The organism is Chryseobacterium sp. Tr-659, from assembly GCF_011752975.1.
In the GTDB taxonomy this organism is placed as follows: Bacteria; Bacteroidota; Bacteroidia; order Flavobacteriales; family Weeksellaceae; genus Chryseobacterium.
The window spans coordinates 350,176-367,345 of record NZ_VWWP01000002.1; the positions used below are offsets into that span (position 1 = coordinate 350,176).

Annotated in this window: 14 protein-coding genes; 5 read left to right on the forward strand and 9 right to left on the reverse strand. The window is 37.9% G+C overall.

Features of this window, described 5'->3' with window-relative positions:
• Positions 1-176 precede the first annotated feature (176 nt).
• From F3J23_RS05805 to F3J23_RS05845, 9 genes are all read right to left on the reverse strand, one after another.
• Positions 177-638 carry a hypothetical protein gene (locus tag F3J23_RS05805; protein WP_167025508.1) on the reverse strand — a complete coding sequence of 154 codons (462 nt, stop codon included), beginning with the start codon at positions 636-638 and terminating at the stop codon, positions 177-179.
• Between the two features lie 22 nt (positions 639-660).
• The gene (locus tag F3J23_RS05810; protein WP_167025511.1) at positions 661-1,839 is read right to left on the reverse strand and encodes a hypothetical protein; all 1,179 of its coding nucleotides are present in this window, start codon (positions 1,837-1,839) and stop codon (positions 661-663) included.
• Between the two features lie 200 nt (positions 1,840-2,039).
• Positions 2,040-2,873: a type 1 glutamine amidotransferase gene (locus tag F3J23_RS05815; protein ID WP_167025514.1), complete on the reverse strand. Its 834-nt coding sequence runs from the start codon at positions 2,871-2,873 to the stop codon at positions 2,040-2,042.
• Between the two features lie 33 nt (positions 2,874-2,906).
• Entirely contained in the window at positions 2,907-4,025 is a 1,119-nt protein-coding gene (locus tag F3J23_RS05820) for a carboxylate-amine ligase (protein ID WP_167025517.1), read from the reverse strand.
• Positions 4,026-4,055: 30 nt separating this feature from the next.
• Positions 4,056-5,009 carry a RimK family alpha-L-glutamate ligase gene (locus tag F3J23_RS05825; protein ID WP_167025520.1) on the reverse strand — a complete coding sequence of 318 codons (954 nt, stop codon included), beginning with the start codon at positions 5,007-5,009 and terminating at the stop codon, positions 4,056-4,058.
• A gap of 54 nt (positions 5,010-5,063) precedes the next feature.
• Positions 5,064-5,777: an alpha/beta hydrolase-fold protein gene (locus F3J23_RS05830; protein WP_167025523.1), complete on the reverse strand. Its 714-nt coding sequence runs from the start codon at positions 5,775-5,777 to the stop codon at positions 5,064-5,066.
• Positions 5,778-5,807: 30 nt separating this feature from the next.
• Positions 5,808-7,022 (reverse strand): acetyl-CoA carboxylase biotin carboxylase subunit family protein, encoded by a 1,215-nt coding sequence (locus tag F3J23_RS05835; protein WP_167025526.1) that lies wholly within the window; start codon positions 7,020-7,022, stop codon positions 5,808-5,810.
• Between the two features lie 142 nt (positions 7,023-7,164).
• Positions 7,165-8,580 carry a leucyl aminopeptidase family protein gene (locus tag F3J23_RS05840; protein ID WP_167025529.1) on the reverse strand — a complete coding sequence of 472 codons (1,416 nt, stop codon included), beginning with the start codon at positions 8,578-8,580 and terminating at the stop codon, positions 7,165-7,167.
• 60 nt (positions 8,581-8,640) lie between these two features.
• Positions 8,641-9,765 carry an alpha/beta hydrolase gene (locus F3J23_RS05845; protein WP_167025532.1) on the reverse strand — a complete coding sequence of 375 codons (1,125 nt, stop codon included), beginning with the start codon at positions 9,763-9,765 and terminating at the stop codon, positions 8,641-8,643.
• 200 nt (positions 9,766-9,965) lie between these two features.
• On the opposite strand from F3J23_RS05845, the gene glgB reads away from it, so the two are divergent.
• The 5 genes from glgB to F3J23_RS05870 all read left to right on the forward strand — a co-directional run bounded on the left by glgB (position 9,966) and on the right by F3J23_RS05870 (position 17,065).
• Complete coding sequence (glgB, locus tag F3J23_RS05850) at positions 9,966-11,912, forward strand: 1,4-alpha-glucan branching protein GlgB (RefSeq protein WP_185156431.1); 1,947 nt, start codon at positions 9,966-9,968, stop codon at positions 11,910-11,912.
• A 3-nt stretch (positions 11,913-11,915) separates the two neighbouring features.
• Entirely contained in the window at positions 11,916-13,322 is a 1,407-nt protein-coding gene (locus F3J23_RS05855; protein WP_167025538.1) for a glycogen synthase, read from the forward strand.
• A gap of 1 nt (position 13,323) precedes the next feature.
• A complete protein-coding gene (locus F3J23_RS05860) occupies positions 13,324-13,860 on the forward strand; it encodes a hypothetical protein (protein WP_167025541.1) in 537 nt (178 codons plus the stop codon).
• A gap of 17 nt (positions 13,861-13,877) precedes the next feature.
• Entirely contained in the window at positions 13,878-15,146 is a 1,269-nt protein-coding gene (locus tag F3J23_RS05865) for a glucose-1-phosphate adenylyltransferase (protein WP_167025544.1), read from the forward strand.
• A 440-nt stretch (positions 15,147-15,586) separates the two neighbouring features.
• Entirely contained in the window at positions 15,587-17,065 is a 1,479-nt protein-coding gene (locus F3J23_RS05870; protein WP_167025547.1) for a hypothetical protein, read from the forward strand.
• Positions 17,066-17,170 lie beyond the last annotated feature (105 nt).

Consider the following 17,170-nt stretch of genomic DNA (forward strand, 5'->3'; position numbering starts at 1 on the left):
GTCCCGAAACCCTTTACAGATCTTGGTTTAATGATAATTTCCTATGCTTTTTCTAGTGGTAATTTTAAAAAAAATAGAAAAGAAGAACTGATAAATAATTGATTATGATAGACCTGGAATTAATGAAAAAAGATAAGAAAAAACAAAACCTCCAGAATTTTGGAGGTTTTTGTTTGTTAGGAATTTTCCCAGATTTTCTTTATTTGCTGCATTTTTGTAAGGTAAAAATACAGCGGGATAAGTTCTAATCTCAGTGTAAAGTTGATATTAGGGACAGTAAAAGGGATAATTGCCATCATAATAAAGCAAATGACAATGCCTATTATTGCATCAATGATAGCAGCTTGTGGTGCCCATTTTTGTTCAAACCAAAGTCCGTAGGCCACAATGCCTTTGTAAATAAATAGTAAACATATCAAAAGTCCTGTCATTGAATAAGGATGATGGGCGCTCATTCCATATATAGATAGGTCGGTGCGGGTGAGAAAAGGGCCTGTTATTAATAAAATAGGGACTATTGCTCCTCCAATTAAAAAGATCCATAAGAAAATTTTAATCCATACAGGTAATAGATCTCTTCTTCGTGTTATCCTGTTGTTACTGTCAAATTCTTTGAAAGTTGCTGAACTTTCTTTCATGTATATTAGTTTTAAAATTATTTTATCCAAAAAAAGCATTTGAACTTCCTATCCAGATAGCATCTTTCTTATTGAAGTCTACATTCACCATAGCTGCTTTGGTCATTCTTCCCAGATTCTCCAATAGAATAGGACGTTCATCATTTTCCCGCCAAATATACAACAAACGGATCTCTGCTTTTGAAAAATCTCCATTGATATCCTCAAAAATGGGTTCATAGGTTACTTTTCTTTGCAGAATGTAGTTTTCTTTATCTTCAATAGCATCGGTAATTTCTTGGGTTGGATTTAAGTTGACACCGCTTCCGGCAAAAGAAAACAAAGGTTTCAGTACAAAATCCTCCAGACTTTCATGATCGGGGAATTGATGAAGAAAATAACTTTTCGGAACATACTGATGCTTTAATAAAGGAAGAAGGAATTTTGAGATTTTAAAGAACCAGTTCGGATGGGTGATCCATTTCACATCAACCTCTTCACGGAAATCAAATTCAGTAGTAAGATTGGGAATGTTATCCAGCTCATCAAATATCACACGATTGTAGATTCTTTTGATCTCCGTCATTTGGCCGTTGTTTTCATAATATAGCTTTTTCCCCTCTTTTTTTACCTTCGTCAGGCATACTGTTTTTATCCCCAGTAATTTGTCTGTTAAAGCAAAATCAATAGCTGTTTTTTGTTTTTCAGGGAAAATTTCCAGCAGAATTACATGTTCAGGCTTGTCATCTCCAACAATAAGTTCCTTTAAATGGTTTTTAAAGGTTTCATCAGACATAGGATTTCTGATTTCAGAAAGAAAAGGATAGACTTCACAGTAGGTTTCTTCATAAATTCTCTGGAAAGCATATAAAGAAGGGAATGCCTGAAGCTCTATCAGCTGAGGTTCAATTTCTCCGGTTTCATTTTTACAGACTCCGAAATCTATGGTGAAAAAATGAGGCTGGTTGGTATCATTGGGAACCCTGCAGTTATCAGGAATGGCTTTCTGAAGAGTTTCTGCCGGGAGAGCTTTGATCTGGCTGATAATGCTTTCACTGGCATCAATAAGCTTGGATTCAAATTCTTTAGTCAGAAAAATAGGGCTTTCCGAAATTCTGAAAGTAGGGGCTGTTCCTCCTTTTTCCGCCAGGATATTTTTTAACCGGCTGTATTTGTCTTGTGAAAACTCCTGATTGAACTGTTTTCTGTATTTTGGGATCATATTTTTTCTTTTGAGATGGTAAAAAAATCGAGCAGCAATGCCCGATTGTTATATATGGTAAGGGAGCTGGAAGCTGGGAGAGGGAAGTTCTTAAGCCGCGATTTTAAAATAAAATCAAGACCTAATTAAAATGAAACGTTTACCAGAAGTTTAATTACTGCTGGTAACTTCCAGCCTCATTCTTCCAGCTTCCTGCTTTTTTAAGCCAAAGATTCAGCGTTTTTCAAAATGTTTTTTTTTGCAAACCGAAGAAATCTTGGAAGGATCTGATTTCTGGTCAGGATAATTTTATCTTCATCATCAATTCTGTCCAGAGTTTCAAGATATTTTTCCATACCGAAATTTTCGATCATGGCTTCTTTATTTTTTTCGTCTTTCAGATTTTCAATGAGTGATTCAGGGCTGGCTTCCGGGTGAAACTGTGTTCCGAATATTTCATCCGAAAAACGGACTGCCATTACTGCTCTTTCCAGATTGATATGAGGACGGAATTTTTCAATCGCCATTACAGTCATTCCTAATTCTTCAAAACGGTCATGATCAGGTTCTATAAACTGGTATGCTCTGGAATCTACCGCATAAAAAGGATCTTGGAGATTTTTGAATAAAAATTCCTCTCTGCCTTCTTTTGTTTTGTGAACCGGCATTACTCCGAAAGAATATGATTTTCTTTTACAGATATTTCCAAGTTTCCAGTGAATGCTTGCCAGCTGGAATGAATGACAGATCAGGAAAAGATATTTTTTATCCTCATTGTATTTATTATGTTCAAAAACTGAATCTAAAAAATTGGCAAACCTGTCTTCCCAAGCCAAACCTTCTCTGTGTGGAGTACCGGGCCCTCCTGAAGAAATAAAAATGTCAAAGTCTCCAATTTCAGGCATTTCATCTTTGAATCGAACATCAAATGTCTGAATAACCACATTTTCTTCAGAGTTCTGCTGAAATGCTTCGGAAATCTCTTTAATGTTTCTAAAGCCTTGATTGACATGATTGTTGTTCATGTCCAGCAGAGCAATTCGAATATCTTTCATTACATCATATTTTTTGTAAAGTTACCAAAAATATTATGAAGCAGTTTCTCCGTGTGTTATGCCATACTCAGTTTCTGAGATCATATAATCAACCACTTTTGTCAGATCGCCGGTTTCTTTGAAGATCTGAAGCTGTCTGTCTGCACCGGTTCCATTTTCAAGAATTTTCCAGGCATATTCAACTTCCTGACGGCATCCCAGATCATCTACCACATCATCAATAAACTCTAAAAGTTCTTTTAATAAATGAGGATACGGAACAGATTCTTCTTTTCCAAAATCGATCAAATGAGCTTCAATACCACTTTTGGAAGCACGCCATTTATTCTCGTTGAGCAGCAGCCTTCTATAGCTTCTGAAGCTTAAATTCTGCTGATGAAGTTTATAAATTTTAGCAACCAGACTCTGCATAATAGCCGCAAGACAAACTGTTTCGTCAATTCTTAAAGGCATATCACAAATTCTGAATTCAATCGTAGGGTAAAATGGATGTACCCGTAAATCCCACCAGATTTTCTTGGCATTGTCGATAGTTCCGGTTTTAACCAACAGATCAACATAGCTGTCAAATTCTGCCAGAGAATTAAAATAGCTCGGAATACCGGTTCTCGGGAATTTTACAAAAATTTCCTGCCTGTAAGATTTAAAGCCTGTATATCTTCCAATCCAGAATGGAGAATTAGTAGAAAGTGCATAGACATGAGGCAGAAAATAACGCATGACGTTCTGAATTCTTACCCCTTCTTCACGGTTGGGGATTCCAATATGAACGTGAAGTCCGAAAATAAGGTTTTCACGGGCAACATCTCCCATATCATCTACAATTTTAATATATCTTTCTCCCTGAGTGATATTGTTTTCCGACCAATGTGAAAAAGGGTGGGTGCCTCCTCCGGAAACCCGTAATCCCTGTTCATGGGCGATATTGATCAGATGTCTTCTTAGATTGGTTAATTCCGTTCTGGCTTCCTGAATATCCTGGCAGATTCCCGTTTCCATTTCAATCATGGATTCGTGCATTTCGTGTTTTAAATTTTCGCTTAAAACTGCTTTACCACCTTCAATGATTTTTGAAACATGAGAAACAAGATCTCTGCTTTCAACATCGATGATCTGGTACTCTTCTTCAATTCCAATAGTAAACTGATGCATTTTTTTTGTGTTTTTTATTTTTTCAATGATTTATTTTATTGAATCCTTCACAAAGGTTCCCCAAGTGATATTAGGTTTTCCCGGAACGTATTCTTTAGCTTTTTCAATAGCAAGTTTTGCCGCATGTTCAATGATCCATGCAAAATTTTCCTCGCCTACCGAATTTTTGTCTGCATCCGGAGCAGGATTGCAGAAGTCAATAGCATAAGGAATACCGTCCCTTACAGCAAACTCCACCGTATTGAAGTCATATCCCAATGCTTCATTCATCTTAATCGTATAATCATGAATGGTTTTCAATAATTTTTCAAGCTCTTCACCCTGAGTCTGATGAGACGTAGCATATCTCAGATGATGAGGATTTCTGGGTTCATAAGGCATAATGTGAACATATTTTCTGCCTAAACAATACACCCTGTAATAATCATCAAAAATAATTTCTTCCTGCACCATCATTACCAGCTGTTCAGTTTCTCCCAATTTATTCCAGAGATCATCCGGATTTTCTACCCTGTATACGTTTTTCCATCCGCCGCCGTCGTGAGGTTTCATGTAAGCCGGAAAACCTACATAATTGAAGATGTATTCCCAGTCGTGGGGAAACTTCAGGTTTCGGAATGATGTTTCCGAAGTATTATCCGGTCTTTCATGAGATGGAAGTAAAACAGTTTTTGGAAGCGGAATTCCCAGCTTGCTCATCAGGGCATTATTGAAAAACTTCTCATCAGCACTCCACCAAAACGGGTTATTGATCACATAAGTGCCGTTAAGTGCTGCATTTTTCAGGTATGCTCTGTAAAAAGGAACATCCTGCGAAATTCTGTCGATGATTACCGCATAACCATAATCTGCACCCTGCTCCAGTTTATCGATAGTTACAGGCTCAGCTATGATATCTCCGCCACCCATTTCATTTACTTTATCAATAAATGCCCAAGGGAACGTGTCTTCCATACCGAATAGAATTCCTACTTTTTTTGCCATAATTTTTGTTTTTAAAATTGGTGTATATTTTTTTCTATTTGTTTTTTTATCATTTTAAGAGAAAAATGTTCCTATAAAAGTGGGGAAAACCATTCTCCAAAGCGGCCAGTCATGACCGATCCATTTTCTTTCATCGTACCAGAAATCTATTCCTTTCACTCTTAAAATTTCTGCCATTTCCACATTTTTGTCTTTGCAGATATCCTGGTCGGAAGTACTTAATACAATATGCATATGTTTGTATTTCCAGGCTTCATCATTTCTTACAAATTCTCTCGGGCAGTTAAAATATACGAGGTTATCGGAATAACCGTCCATAAAATTTCTGATACTGAAAGCTCCGGAAAGACAGAATAAATGAGAAACCACATCAGGAAACCTGAATGCAAAATTGGCAGCATGATATCCCCCGAAACTAGCTCCGGCAACGGCTACACGGTGGGTTTTATGCAGTTTCTGTATATAAGGTATAAATTCTTTGATCAGAAACTGTACATAACGTTCGTAATTTTTAATCCTCTGCTGTGGAGAGATTTTATCATCATAAAAGCTCCAGCTGTCAATAGTCTGTATATTATAAAGCTTTACTTTTCCCTGTTCAATAAACCAGTTGATGCTTCCGTTAAGGTGAAAGTCATGATTCTGGGTGTATTGTCCCTGAGAAGTTGGGAACATAATAATGGGATGGCCGTAATGTCCGGTTACTTCAACCTTGAGGCTGATTCCCAATATATTTGAGTAATAATCGGTATGTTCTATGTGAGGCATGTAAATTTTCTTTAGAAATTGTGTTTGTTTTTAACTGTTTAATTTACTGCTTTTTGGCGGTAAAATATTGAGCATTTCTGCATGTATTTTTTCAGCGGCATTGTCCAGCTTTTCCTGTACAATACCTGCATCATTGGATTTGTAAACAATTCCGACATGATACTCAATCGGAAGAAATTTTACTGCCTCTTCGCATTCAAAATGAGTATAATCAGGCTCTTTATCTTTGATGAGAGCCACAATTAATCCGGAATAATATCCTGTAGGAGGGGCAATCGTGTAATTCTTATTTCTCAGAAGTGCATCTTCAATCTTTGCCCATTCTCTCCAGATATTGATCCCGCTTGATGCTTCTACCAGATCGGGAATATGAGCACCTCCAACTCTTGAAGACGTTTCCAGGAAGTACCATTTTCCATCTTCTTTTCCACGGATAAACTCCGTATGAGTTGCTCCGTTGAGAAGCCCGAAATTGGAAAGTACCTTTGCATTGATTTCCTCAAGTCCTTTAAATTCTTCGGAATATCTTCCCAAGGTCTTGGATCTGAAAACCCCGCCCTCATGAGAAACCTGCATGGGAGGTGCAAGATATTTTGATGCGGAGGTGAATACAATTTCTTTATTGAAGGTAAGACTGTCCACATGATACACATCACCGGGCTTAAAGCTTTCCAGTAAAAAAAGATGACGCTCTTCTCCAAGAGTATCCAATGCTTCATGAAGCTGTTCTTTGGAAGTGATTTTTTTTATCCCTGATGCAGAAGCTTCAGAACGAGGCTTCAAAACCCATGGAGCGGGAACACTGTCCACGAAATTATTAACCTCATTATCATTGAAAACAGCTGTAAATTCAGGAACATTAATCCCTGAGTCTTTAGCTTTCTGACGCATCGCCAGCTTATCTCTGAAATAACGGTGCGTTGTCTGTCCCATACCGGGAATCCGGAATGTTTCTCTGATCAGGGCTGCTTTTTCTACATCATAGTCATCCAATGCAACTACGGCATCTACTTTTCTGGATTTCATAAGGTGTGAAAAACCCTGGACCAGATGTTCCAGATTCCACACGGACGGCTTCAGTTCAGGCATATAGAATACCTCATCAATGGCATGCCAGGGCCAGTTTTTCTCCTTAAGATTTTCCGATGTTATCAAGATTATTTTATTACCGAGCTTCTTCATTTCGTCCATAAAATCGTAGCCCTTGTAATAGCACGAAATGCATACAATAGTTTTCTCCTCCATACAATGTTTTTTAGGTTTTGGTGAATTATCAAAAATAAAAGCAAATATTTATTATTTAATTAATGTTAAAAGCTAAAATTTTATGTTCTTTTTGAAAAATCACTAATCAAGTATACAGAGAATTTTTGTAATAAACTAATTTTTAGTGATAATTTTCAATTAAATCCGTGAGCAATTGAACTCCATATCCGGTAGCTGCTTTTTCTTTAGCATATCCAACATTTCCGAAGGCAACTCCTGCTATATCCAGATGTGCCCATTTAGGGTGGTTTTCAATGAATTGTTCTAAAAATTTAGCAGCAATAATACAGTCTCCCACAGGTTTCAGGGACATGTTTTTCATATCTGCCACATCAGATTGTATATCGTCTTTCCAGATATCCCATAAAGGAAGGTTCCATAGTCTTTGATTAGTTTGATCTCCGGTTTTGATCAATCGGTTTTTCAGATCCTCATCATTAGAGAACAATGCGCCACAAGTATCTGCGAACATCCTCACTGAACTTCCGGTTAAAGTGGCAAGATCGATAAGGAAATCTGTTTTGTAGTTTTTGGAAAGGTAAGAAAGTCCGTCTGCAAGAATCAGTCTGCCTTCGGCATCTGTATCCAGAACTTCAATCGTTTTTCCGTTATAGGCTGTAATTACATCACTTGGGAGTAGTGCTTTTTCCGAAATAGCATTGTCTGTAATGGGCAGAACAGCCACAATATTCACAGGAAGCTTCATTTCGGCAGCATAGATCAAAGTCCCCAGAACGGCTGTTGCTCCGCCCATATCAGATTTCATATAATGCATATTGGTAAAAGGCTTCAAGGATATTCCTCCGGTATCGAACAATACACATTTTCCGACCAATCCGAATGTTCTGGCATTTTTAACCGTTGTTTTATATTCCAAAATAGTAAATGCGGCATCGTAAGCACTTCCCTGGTTAACGGCAAGATAAGCGCCCAGCCCAAGTTCCTCACATTTCTTTCTGTTGAAAACTGTATATTTTAATTCATGTTTTTTTGCTAAATTCTTAAGATATAAACTGAAGATCTCAGGTCTCTTAAGATTGGCAGGCTTGTTAAGCCATTCCTGACAGCTGATCTGTCCATTGCTTAAGGCTTCTGCTTTCTGATGGATATGATCTAATTTTTTCTGACTTATATTTTCAAAATGAAGTTCGAATTTTACATTCCAGAAAGCATGATTTTTTTCAAATGGATAATTGTATGTTCCCAGCAGCAGCCCCTTTGCGAATTCTTCAAATTGTTTTTCATTCATAAAATCTGCCAGTGTTAAAGTAGGAACAGCCTGAAGTTTTTCTTTCTGAGTCTGTGCAAATTTTATCGCAACCTGCTGAATTTCGAAATTCTGCAAAGAAGATTTTCCGAGACCGATAAAGTAAGTAATACCTTCTTCGTGGGCATTAACAAAAACTTCATGTTTTTTCCCGGTAAAAAAAGTGGAAATATTTTTGTTGAAATTTTTACTCGTTTTAGCCCATTCTTCTTCAGTAAATACGTGAAAGATCTGAGTATAGTTTTTATTTTTTTTGTTGATTAGTTTCATAAGCAGATGATATTATAAGTCTTCGCCATTTCTGTTATTTCACGATGGCTGTTCATAAATTTAGTTTTTAATAATGCTTTGTTGTTGCGGCTTTACCTCTACAGGATTTTCCGTGTTATCGTAGAAAAGCCATTCGATCGCTCTTGGAAATTCCTGTGACCAGTAAAATTCATTGTGAGTACCTTCTGGATTGATATTGGTTTTAAACTCAAAATCAAAAAGGTTTTTCTTCTCCCATCTTTTCAGGTATTCCTCAAAAATATGGATTCTTTTTACCATTTTGGAACCTTCCTGACCGCCGCCGTATAAATAGATCTTTGTTTTAAACGGAACCCGGAAGTTCATCATTGGGAAGTTATTGTTTGGTTCAACCCAAAGAGAAGGAGAGAAGATCAATAGTTTGGAATATACTTCCGGATAAAGAAACCCGCTGTAAATGCTAATTAATGCACCCAGTGAACTTCCCCCGATTCCCGTATTGTCCCGATCTTTTTTAGTTCGATAATTCTCGTCTACAAAAGGTTTTAAAGTGTCTGCAATAAAACGGATGTATTTTTTTCCTTCAGAGCCGTTGGCAACGTGGTCGTTGTCAAAGATATATTCTTTGATTCTTTCTTCGCTTCCATGTTCTATGGCGATGACGATTATGTCACCACGGCCATATTCCGCAAGAATAGACAGCTTTTTATCAATTTCCCAGTTTCCGAAACCGCTTCCTTCATTAAATAAATTCTGAGCATCCTGAAGGTACAAAACAGGATAGCGTTTATCCGAAGTATGATAATCGTAAGGTAGGAGCGCCCATACTTTCCGGTAACGGTCAAGCTGAGGAATATAAAATTTTTCGGAGATGACTTCTGCGGTTGGGAAGTATTCATCTTTGAAAGGTCCCCAGTTGAGTCTCCATTTTACTACCGTATCAGAAACTTTTCCTTTCGATTTCTTTACTTTCCGGTTAGGCGTAATATTTCCGTATTTGTCCAGCTCTACATTTTCCCATCCTCCTTTCGTAAATTTATACTCAATATCATCAGGGAGAAGCTGATCATCAATTTCTATAAAATAATTGAAAGAATCCAGCTGTTTAAGCTGGTAGACGTAGTCTTTGGGGTTCCAGCTGTTAAAATTTCCGGTAATAAATGCCGGCCTGTCGTCTTTTTCTTCTGTATAAAGTTCAAACCTCATCGTATGTGTTTAATAAAATCCTGATGTTAAATTTATAAAAAAAGATTGTTTTGAAATCATAAAAATGTGACTTAAAAAATGATATATTTGATAGATAGACGAAAGCGGAAATTAACTTGACAATTATTTGATTAATAATTAATCGCTGTTGTTAGTATTTTTCGTAGTTTCAAAGAAAATATAAATACAAACCGGTCTTGATGAATTCTGTTAAAACCTATACGCTTTTCACTGATCAGGATGTGTATCTTTTTAAAGAAGGTAGGCATTATAAGCTGTATGGTAAATTTGGAGCACATTCTGCAGAAAAAGATGGCGTAAAAGGAGTTTATTTTTCAGTATGGGCACCTCATGCAAAGAAAGTTTCCGTAATCGGGAATTTCAATAACTGGAATCATAAAGATCATATTCTGTTTCCGAGATGGGACGAATCAGGAATTTGGGAAGGATTCATTGAAGGGCTAACCTGGGGAACGCTGTATAAATATGCTATTGAAACACCAAGAGGCGAAATTCTGGAAAAAAGTGATCCTTATGCATTAAGCTGGGAGCAAAGTATTCAGGCCGCATCATTGGTTTCCACAACCTGGTATGAATGGAATGATCAGGAATGGATGGAAAACCGCTGGAAAAAAAACAGTCTGGAAGCCCCATTATCCGTTTATGAGCTGCATCTTGGCTCATGGGTAAGAGAAGGAGATCATCCGAAGCGCTTTCTGAATTATCGTGATATCGCCAAAAAACTTGTTCCTTATATACTGGAAATGGGTTTTACCCATGTAGAGTTTATGCCTGTGATGGAATATCCGTATGAACCAAGCTGGGGATACCAGATTACGGGATTTTATGCGGCAACTTCACGGTTCGGTTCGCCACAGGACCTGATGTATCTTATTGACGAACTTCATAACAACGGAATAGGCGTTATTCTGGATTGGGTTCCATCCCATTTTCCGGGAGATGCCAACGGGCTTCATCGTTTTGACGGATCGTATCTTTATGAGCATGAAGACCCGAGAAAAGGGTTTCACCCGGACTGGAAATCCTATATTTTCAACTACGGAAGAAATGAAGTGAAATCTTTTCTGATCTCTAACGCTATGTTCTGGCTGGATCGTTATCACGCAGACGGATTACGTGTAGATGCGGTAACCTCAATGCTTCATCTCGACTATTCAAGGAACGAAGGAGAATGGGAACCTAATATATATGGCGGAAATGTAAATCTTGAAGCCCAAACTTTTCTGCAGGAATTCAATACTGCAGTTTATAGGGAATTTGGAAATTCTATTATGACCATCGCTGAAGAAAGCTCAGACTTTCCTATGCTTACAAAGCCGGTACATGATGGCGGCGTAGGCTTCGGAATGAAATGGATGATGGGCTGGATGCATGATACGCTGGATTATTTTAAAGAAGATTTTTCTAACAGAAAATTTCATCATCATAAACTTACTTTTGCTTCTATGTACATGTATAATGAGAATTATATGATGCCGTTGTCTCATGATGAAGTGGTACATGGAAAAGCCAGTCTGATCTATAAAATGAAAGGGGATGAATGGCAGAAATTTGCCAATCTGCGCACCCTATATGTATATATGTTTACTCATCCCGGAGCAAAACTTCTTTTTATGGGAGATGAATTCGGGCAGACCAGTGAGTGGAATTTCACCCAAAGTCTCGATTGGCATTTGCTTAAATATCCCGTTCATAAAGGATTGCAGGAGCTTGTAAAGGAATTGAACCAACTGTACAGGTCTGAATCAGCTTTGTATGAACAACAGTTTGATAAAAACGGTTTTGAATGGGTGGAAGCAGATGATCTGGAAAACTCAGTATATGTTTATCTGAGGAAGGCCAAAAGAAGAGATGAGATAATGATGATTGTATTAAATCTTGCGCCCAAGGTTTTGGATTATAAAATCGGAATTCCTGCCGGGACTCATTGGGAAGTTGTATTAAGTTCCGATGATGAAAAATACAACGGAAGCGGCATAGAGCCTGAAATACTGGACGAGCAGTATGAAGAATGGAGAGGTCATCAAAAAACGATGACCATAAAACTGCCGCCATTGGCCGGAATTATATTGAGACAGAAGAAAGATAAAAAGTATAAATTACACAGAATTAAACACAAGAGATAAAGAATGGTTGTTTATCATTTAAGTACAGAATGTTATCCTGTAGCAAAAGTAGGCGGACTTGCAGATGTAGTTGGAGCGCTGCCAAAATATCAGAATAAAATTAAAGGAGTAGAAGCCAAGGTAGTAATGCCCTGGTACAATAAATCTTTTGTGCATGATCATGAATTTGATCTGGTTTTTGACGGGTTTATCCATCAGGGACCTAATATGCTTCAGGTTCAGATTTTAAAAGAAAAAACAAATGTACTGGGATTTGAATTGTATATGGTGAGAATTCCGGGATTGCTGGACAGGGAAAACCCTTACGGCTATCAGGATGAAAGCTTCCAGTTTTTAGCTTTTCAGCACGGAGTTCTGCACTGGTTATGTGCCAAGGAGATTCGTCCGGATGTTTTGCATTGTCATGATTACCATACAGGCTTGGTTCCTTTTATGGTGGAGCACTGTCCGGAATTTGAATTCTTAAAAGGAGTAAAAACAATAGGCACGATCCACAATGGGGAATATCAGGGAATGATGAGCTGGAATATGGCAAATTATATGCCTTCCTTTGATGCCTATAAATGGGGACTGATGGATTGGAACGGGTTTATCAATCCCCTGGCAAGTATGATTAAATGCTCAAATGCCTTTACCACTGTTTCCGAAGGCTATCTGGAAGAACTTTTTATAAGTTTCCGCGGACTGGAAAGTCTTGTGCGCCAGGAATTCGGAAAAGCATATGGAATCATCAATGGGATTGATACAGAAGTCTGGAACCCTGAGACCGATCCGATGCTGGATTTCAACTTTACAAGTAAAAATGCCGTTGCCCAAAAGAAAAAAAATAAAGAAAAACTGTGCAAAGAATATGGGTTGAAACCTGAACTTCCTTTATTTGCCTTTATTGGAAGGTTTGCTACGGAAAAAGGAGCAGATCTGCTGCCGGATGTTGTGTGGAAAAGCATCAAACAGAGTTATGGAGCTTTAAATATCATGATTTTAGGTTCCGGAAATACCTATATTGAAAATAAACTGAAGGAATATAATTATACCTACACCAATTTTGCGCTGGATCTGGGATATAAAGAACATCTTTCCCATAAGATCTACGCATCTGCAGACTTTCTTCTGATGCCTTCCAGAGTAGAGCCGTGCGGATTAAATCAAATGTATTCCATGAGGTATGGAACGGTTCCGGTAGTGAGGTACACTGGCGGGCTCAGAGATACGGTTGAAGATATCTCAACAGGAGGAGCCGGGTTGAACTTTGCTTATCCGGGAGTGGATGATATTGTGCATGCGATGAATAGGGCCATGGGAATCTATAATCAGAAAGGAGTCATGGAAGATCTTATTCATGCCAATATGAATTTTGATTTCGCATGGGAGAAATCTGCGGAAAAATACTTAGCTTTATATAATAGCTGATATGAAAAATCTTTTTTCATTCTTATTGATTATTGTGATGATTTCTTCCTGTAAAAAAGAAGATGACGGACTTCACAACGGCTATTTCTGGCTGTATGGATCTGGTCTTAAGGATAGGTATAGAGAAGAAGCCGCCAATGGTATCTCTGAAAAATGGAAAATAAAAACAGTAGACGCCGGTGGATGCATTATTGATGAAATATTGGAAAAAAAGATAAACAGGGCAAATAAAAAAACACTGGCCGCTATTGCTAAGAGATATGGTAAGGGTTGGGAAGCAAAATATCATAAAGATATAGAAAATTTTGCTTTAAAAAGCGCAGATGTAATGGATGTCCTGATTGTAAATAAGTTATTCAGAAGTAAATTGAGAGATCACAATATTCCCATTGATGGCGTAGATAAAAAGGTTAAAGAGCTTAATGATCAGGGAGAATATGAGGTTGTAGTGATCAATTCAAACCTGAAATATGAAAACAAAGAATGCTTTAAACTAGCAGTAAACACTAAGAACCGAACAGTAAACTTAATAAAATAAAAAAACGCAAGATATTTATGAATCGAAATGTAATCTCCATTGTTTTAGGAGGAGGCAGAGGGACAAGACTATTCCCGTTAACGTATTCCAGATCTAAACCGGCTGTTCCTATCGCAGGAAAATACAGACTGGTAGATATTCCTATTTCAAACTGCTTGAATTCAGGATTAAATAAAATCCTGGTTTTAACACAGTTTAATTCAGCTTCCCTAAATTCACATATCAAGAATTCTTATCACTTTGACATTTTCAGCAAAGGTTTTGTAGATATTCTCGCAGCAGAACAGAATGTGGAAAATGACAGCTGGTATCAGGGAACCGCAGATGCCGTACGTCAATCTATGAAGCATCTTGAGAAGTATGACTATGATTATATCCTGATTCTTTCCGGAGATCAGCTCTACCAGATGGATTTCAGAGAAATGCTGGACTTTCATATCGAAAATGGAGGAGATCTTACCATTGCCACCATTCCTGTGAATGCTAAAGATGCTACCGGTTTCGGAATATTAAAATCCGATGACGACGGAAATATCACCTCTTTCTATGAAAAGCCCGATTATGATATGCTGGAAGGCTTAAAGTCAGAAGTGTCAGAAGAGAACAAACATAAAGGAAAGGAATTTCTGGCCTCTATGGGAATTTATATCTTCACCAAGAATATCCTTAAAAAGATGTTTGATGAGGGAGCAGGTGACGACTTCGGAAAAGATATTATTCCGAGTTCTATCGGAAAATATAAAACACTGAGCTATCAGTATGAAGGCTACTGGACAGATATCGGAACTATAGAATCTTTTTATGAAGCGAACCTGGATCTTTGCCTGGATCTACCACAGTTCAACCTTTTCTCTTCTTCGCCGATTTATACAAGAGCAAGGATGCTTCCCCCATCAAAAATTAACGGTTCTTATGTAAGTAAAGCTGTTTTCGGAGATGGATGTATCATCATGGCAGATAAAATTGAAAATTCTGTCATTGGAAACAGAACAAGGATTGATAAAGGCAGTACTATTGTCAACTCTTACGTAATGGGGGCTGATTTCTATCAGAATACCACAGAGATCGTAATGAATGACAGAGCCGGCCGCCCGAATATGGGAATAGGAAAATATTGCTACATTGAAAAAGCAATCCTTGATAAAAACTGCTACATTGGTGATAATGTAAAGATCATCGGAGGAAAGCATATTCCGGATGGAGATTATGGAACTTATTCGGTACAAGATGGGATTGTAGTTGTGAAAAAAGGAGCTGTAGTGACTCCAGGAACTCATATAGGATAATTTCAATTAAATAATAGTAAGAGCCCGGCGTTGTTCGGGCTTTTTTATTGATTGATGAGAAATAGACTCAGCTAATTACTTAATAATATCACTTTATGTTGAAATATAAAGCGGGATAATGCCCCGAAATACCTTTAAAGCTTTGATTTATTAAAAATAAAAATTGCTTTTATTAATCAAAAGAGAACTGGTTTAGTAAAATTTTCTATTTTGATTACAGCCTGATCATTTGTAAAAAATTAGGTATTCTTTGGGTAAAATATTACATTGATGTGTGACTTTTTATATTACGTGATATTTTTAAATCTATTTATTAAAAAATATTTAAAAAATTAAATGGTGGTAGATTGTAACATGTTGTATTATAGGTGTTTGTGAGCTTGTTTTGTTGTTTATAAGGTTTCGGGTATATAATTTTGTACAACCAAAACCTTTTAAAGATGAAAAGAACTTTTATTTTAGCGTGCCTTTTAGCGGCGGTATGTCTGTCAAAAGCGCAAGTGGGTATCAATACTTCTTCACCCGCAGCTACGCTGGATGTTGTTGCAAAAACCTCCGGAACGACTGCAGGAACTCCTGAAGGCCTTATTTCTCCGCGTCTTACCTTATCCGATCTCAATCTTAAATCTTCTGCTTATACGGCAGCACAGACCGGGACTCTGGTGTATGTAACAAATGCTTCCAATGCAGCACCCTCAGGAAAGACCATTAATATTACGGCTATTGGCTATTATTATTTTGATGGTACTTTATGGCAAAAAATGAGCGGCAATGCCAGTTCGGATAACATTTACAGTACCAACGGAACTTTGCAGGCCAACCGTACCGTGGCTATGGGGGATAAAACATTGGGATTTACTTCCGGTACCCCTGCGGTCAATCAATTCAATATAGATGGAACCTTGTTTTCTGCAGATACCCAGAATGACAGGATCGGAATAGGAACTTCCACTCCGCAAAAAACACAGCACGTGAATGGCAGTCTTCAGATTACCAATGAATTGAATGTTGGCGGGGATGCTGCCACAGCAGGAAGTGCAGGAACAGCCGGCCAGATTTTAAGCTCGGGAGGTCCGGGAGCTGCTCCTGTATGGATCAATGCCCCTGTTGCTAACAGTACCAATATCTACAATGCGGATGGAACGCTTACGGGAAACAGAACGGTCACACAGGGAGAGAATGCGCTCGCTTTTACGGGGAACACGGTTAATTCATTTTCCGTAGACGGGACTACGCTGTCTGTAGATGCAGCTAATAACAGAGTGGGAATAGGAACTGCAGCTCCCAACAGAGCTCTTGAAGTGAATGCCGCTTCAGCCCCTGTAAGAGTAACAACACTGCCTGCTGTGAGCTCAACAGTACCCTCTTCCAGTACGGCACCTTTGGTAATGGATGCTTCTACGGGAGATATTTACCAGGGAAGAGCATCTGAACTGGTTTTTACAAGTGATGATTTTATCAATAATGCAGCACCGATCAATGTAACAGCAGTTGGGGGAACATCAACCACAGGCGCTGCATCAGCTTTTCTTTTTAATCGTACATTTACGCTGTTACGGCCTGCCATCATTTCTATATTTTATAATACAACCTCAAGTTTTAGAAATTCATCAGGACAGTATATATCGGATTCATCTTTTTATGTGGCTCAGACATTTCTGAACTTAACTAATACTACAACTAATACTGTTGTAAAAGGCTATTTTGCATTTGGAACCAGTAGTTATACTAATGGAGTTACTAGTACTATGGTGCTCAATGGTTTTACGGCAAATACTTCATCTGCAATATTAGATCTGCCGGCCGGGACTTACCGACTTGATGTAGTTGGGGGTGGGGCATGTTCATCAGGACGGAATGTGAGGGTTACTTTTGGAGAAGGTCCTGATCAATTGTATATTAAGGCAGATTATAAATAAAGTATGGAAGTGCATTTAAAATATATTTCATCGTTCTAAAGAGTGGTCATTTCATTTTCATCATTTTCATAAGCCTTTAAAAATAATTTTAAGGGCTTATGCTTT

Excerpts from the sequence above, each read along its gene's own strand:
- F3J23_RS05805 (WP_167025508.1), bottom strand. The coding sequence starts at position 638 with ATGAAAGAAAGTTCAGCAACTTTCAAAGAATTTGACAGTAACAACAGG.
- F3J23_RS05810 (WP_167025511.1), bottom strand. The coding sequence starts at position 1,839 with ATGATCCCAAAATACAGAAAACAGTTCAATCAGGAGTTTTCACAAGAC.
- F3J23_RS05815 (WP_167025514.1), bottom strand. The coding sequence starts at position 2,873 with ATGAAAGATATTCGAATTGCTCTGCTGGACATGAACAACAATCATGTC.
- F3J23_RS05820 (WP_167025517.1), bottom strand. The coding sequence starts at position 4,025 with ATGCATCAGTTTACTATTGGAATTGAAGAAGAGTACCAGATCATCGAT.
- F3J23_RS05825 (WP_167025520.1), bottom strand. The coding sequence starts at position 5,009 with ATGGCAAAAAAAGTAGGAATTCTATTCGGTATGGAAGACACGTTCCCT.
- F3J23_RS05830 (WP_167025523.1), bottom strand. The coding sequence starts at position 5,777 with ATGCCTCACATAGAACATACCGATTATTACTCAAATATATTGGGAATC.
- F3J23_RS05835 (WP_167025526.1), bottom strand. The coding sequence starts at position 7,022 with ATGGAGGAGAAAACTATTGTATGCATTTCGTGCTATTACAAGGGCTAC.
- F3J23_RS05840 (WP_167025529.1), bottom strand. The coding sequence starts at position 8,580 with ATGAAACTAATCAACAAAAAAAATAAAAACTATACTCAGATCTTTCAC.
- F3J23_RS05845 (WP_167025532.1), bottom strand. The coding sequence starts at position 9,765 with ATGAGGTTTGAACTTTATACAGAAGAAAAAGACGACAGGCCGGCATTT.
- glgB (WP_185156431.1), top strand. The coding sequence starts at position 9,966 with ATGAATTCTGTTAAAACCTATACGCTTTTCACTGATCAGGATGTGTAT.
- F3J23_RS05855 (WP_167025538.1), top strand. The coding sequence starts at position 11,916 with ATGGTTGTTTATCATTTAAGTACAGAATGTTATCCTGTAGCAAAAGTA.
- F3J23_RS05860 (WP_167025541.1), top strand. The coding sequence starts at position 13,324 with ATGAAAAATCTTTTTTCATTCTTATTGATTATTGTGATGATTTCTTCC.
- F3J23_RS05865 (WP_167025544.1), top strand. The coding sequence starts at position 13,878 with ATGAATCGAAATGTAATCTCCATTGTTTTAGGAGGAGGCAGAGGGACA.
- F3J23_RS05870 (WP_167025547.1), top strand. The coding sequence starts at position 15,587 with ATGAAAAGAACTTTTATTTTAGCGTGCCTTTTAGCGGCGGTATGTCTG.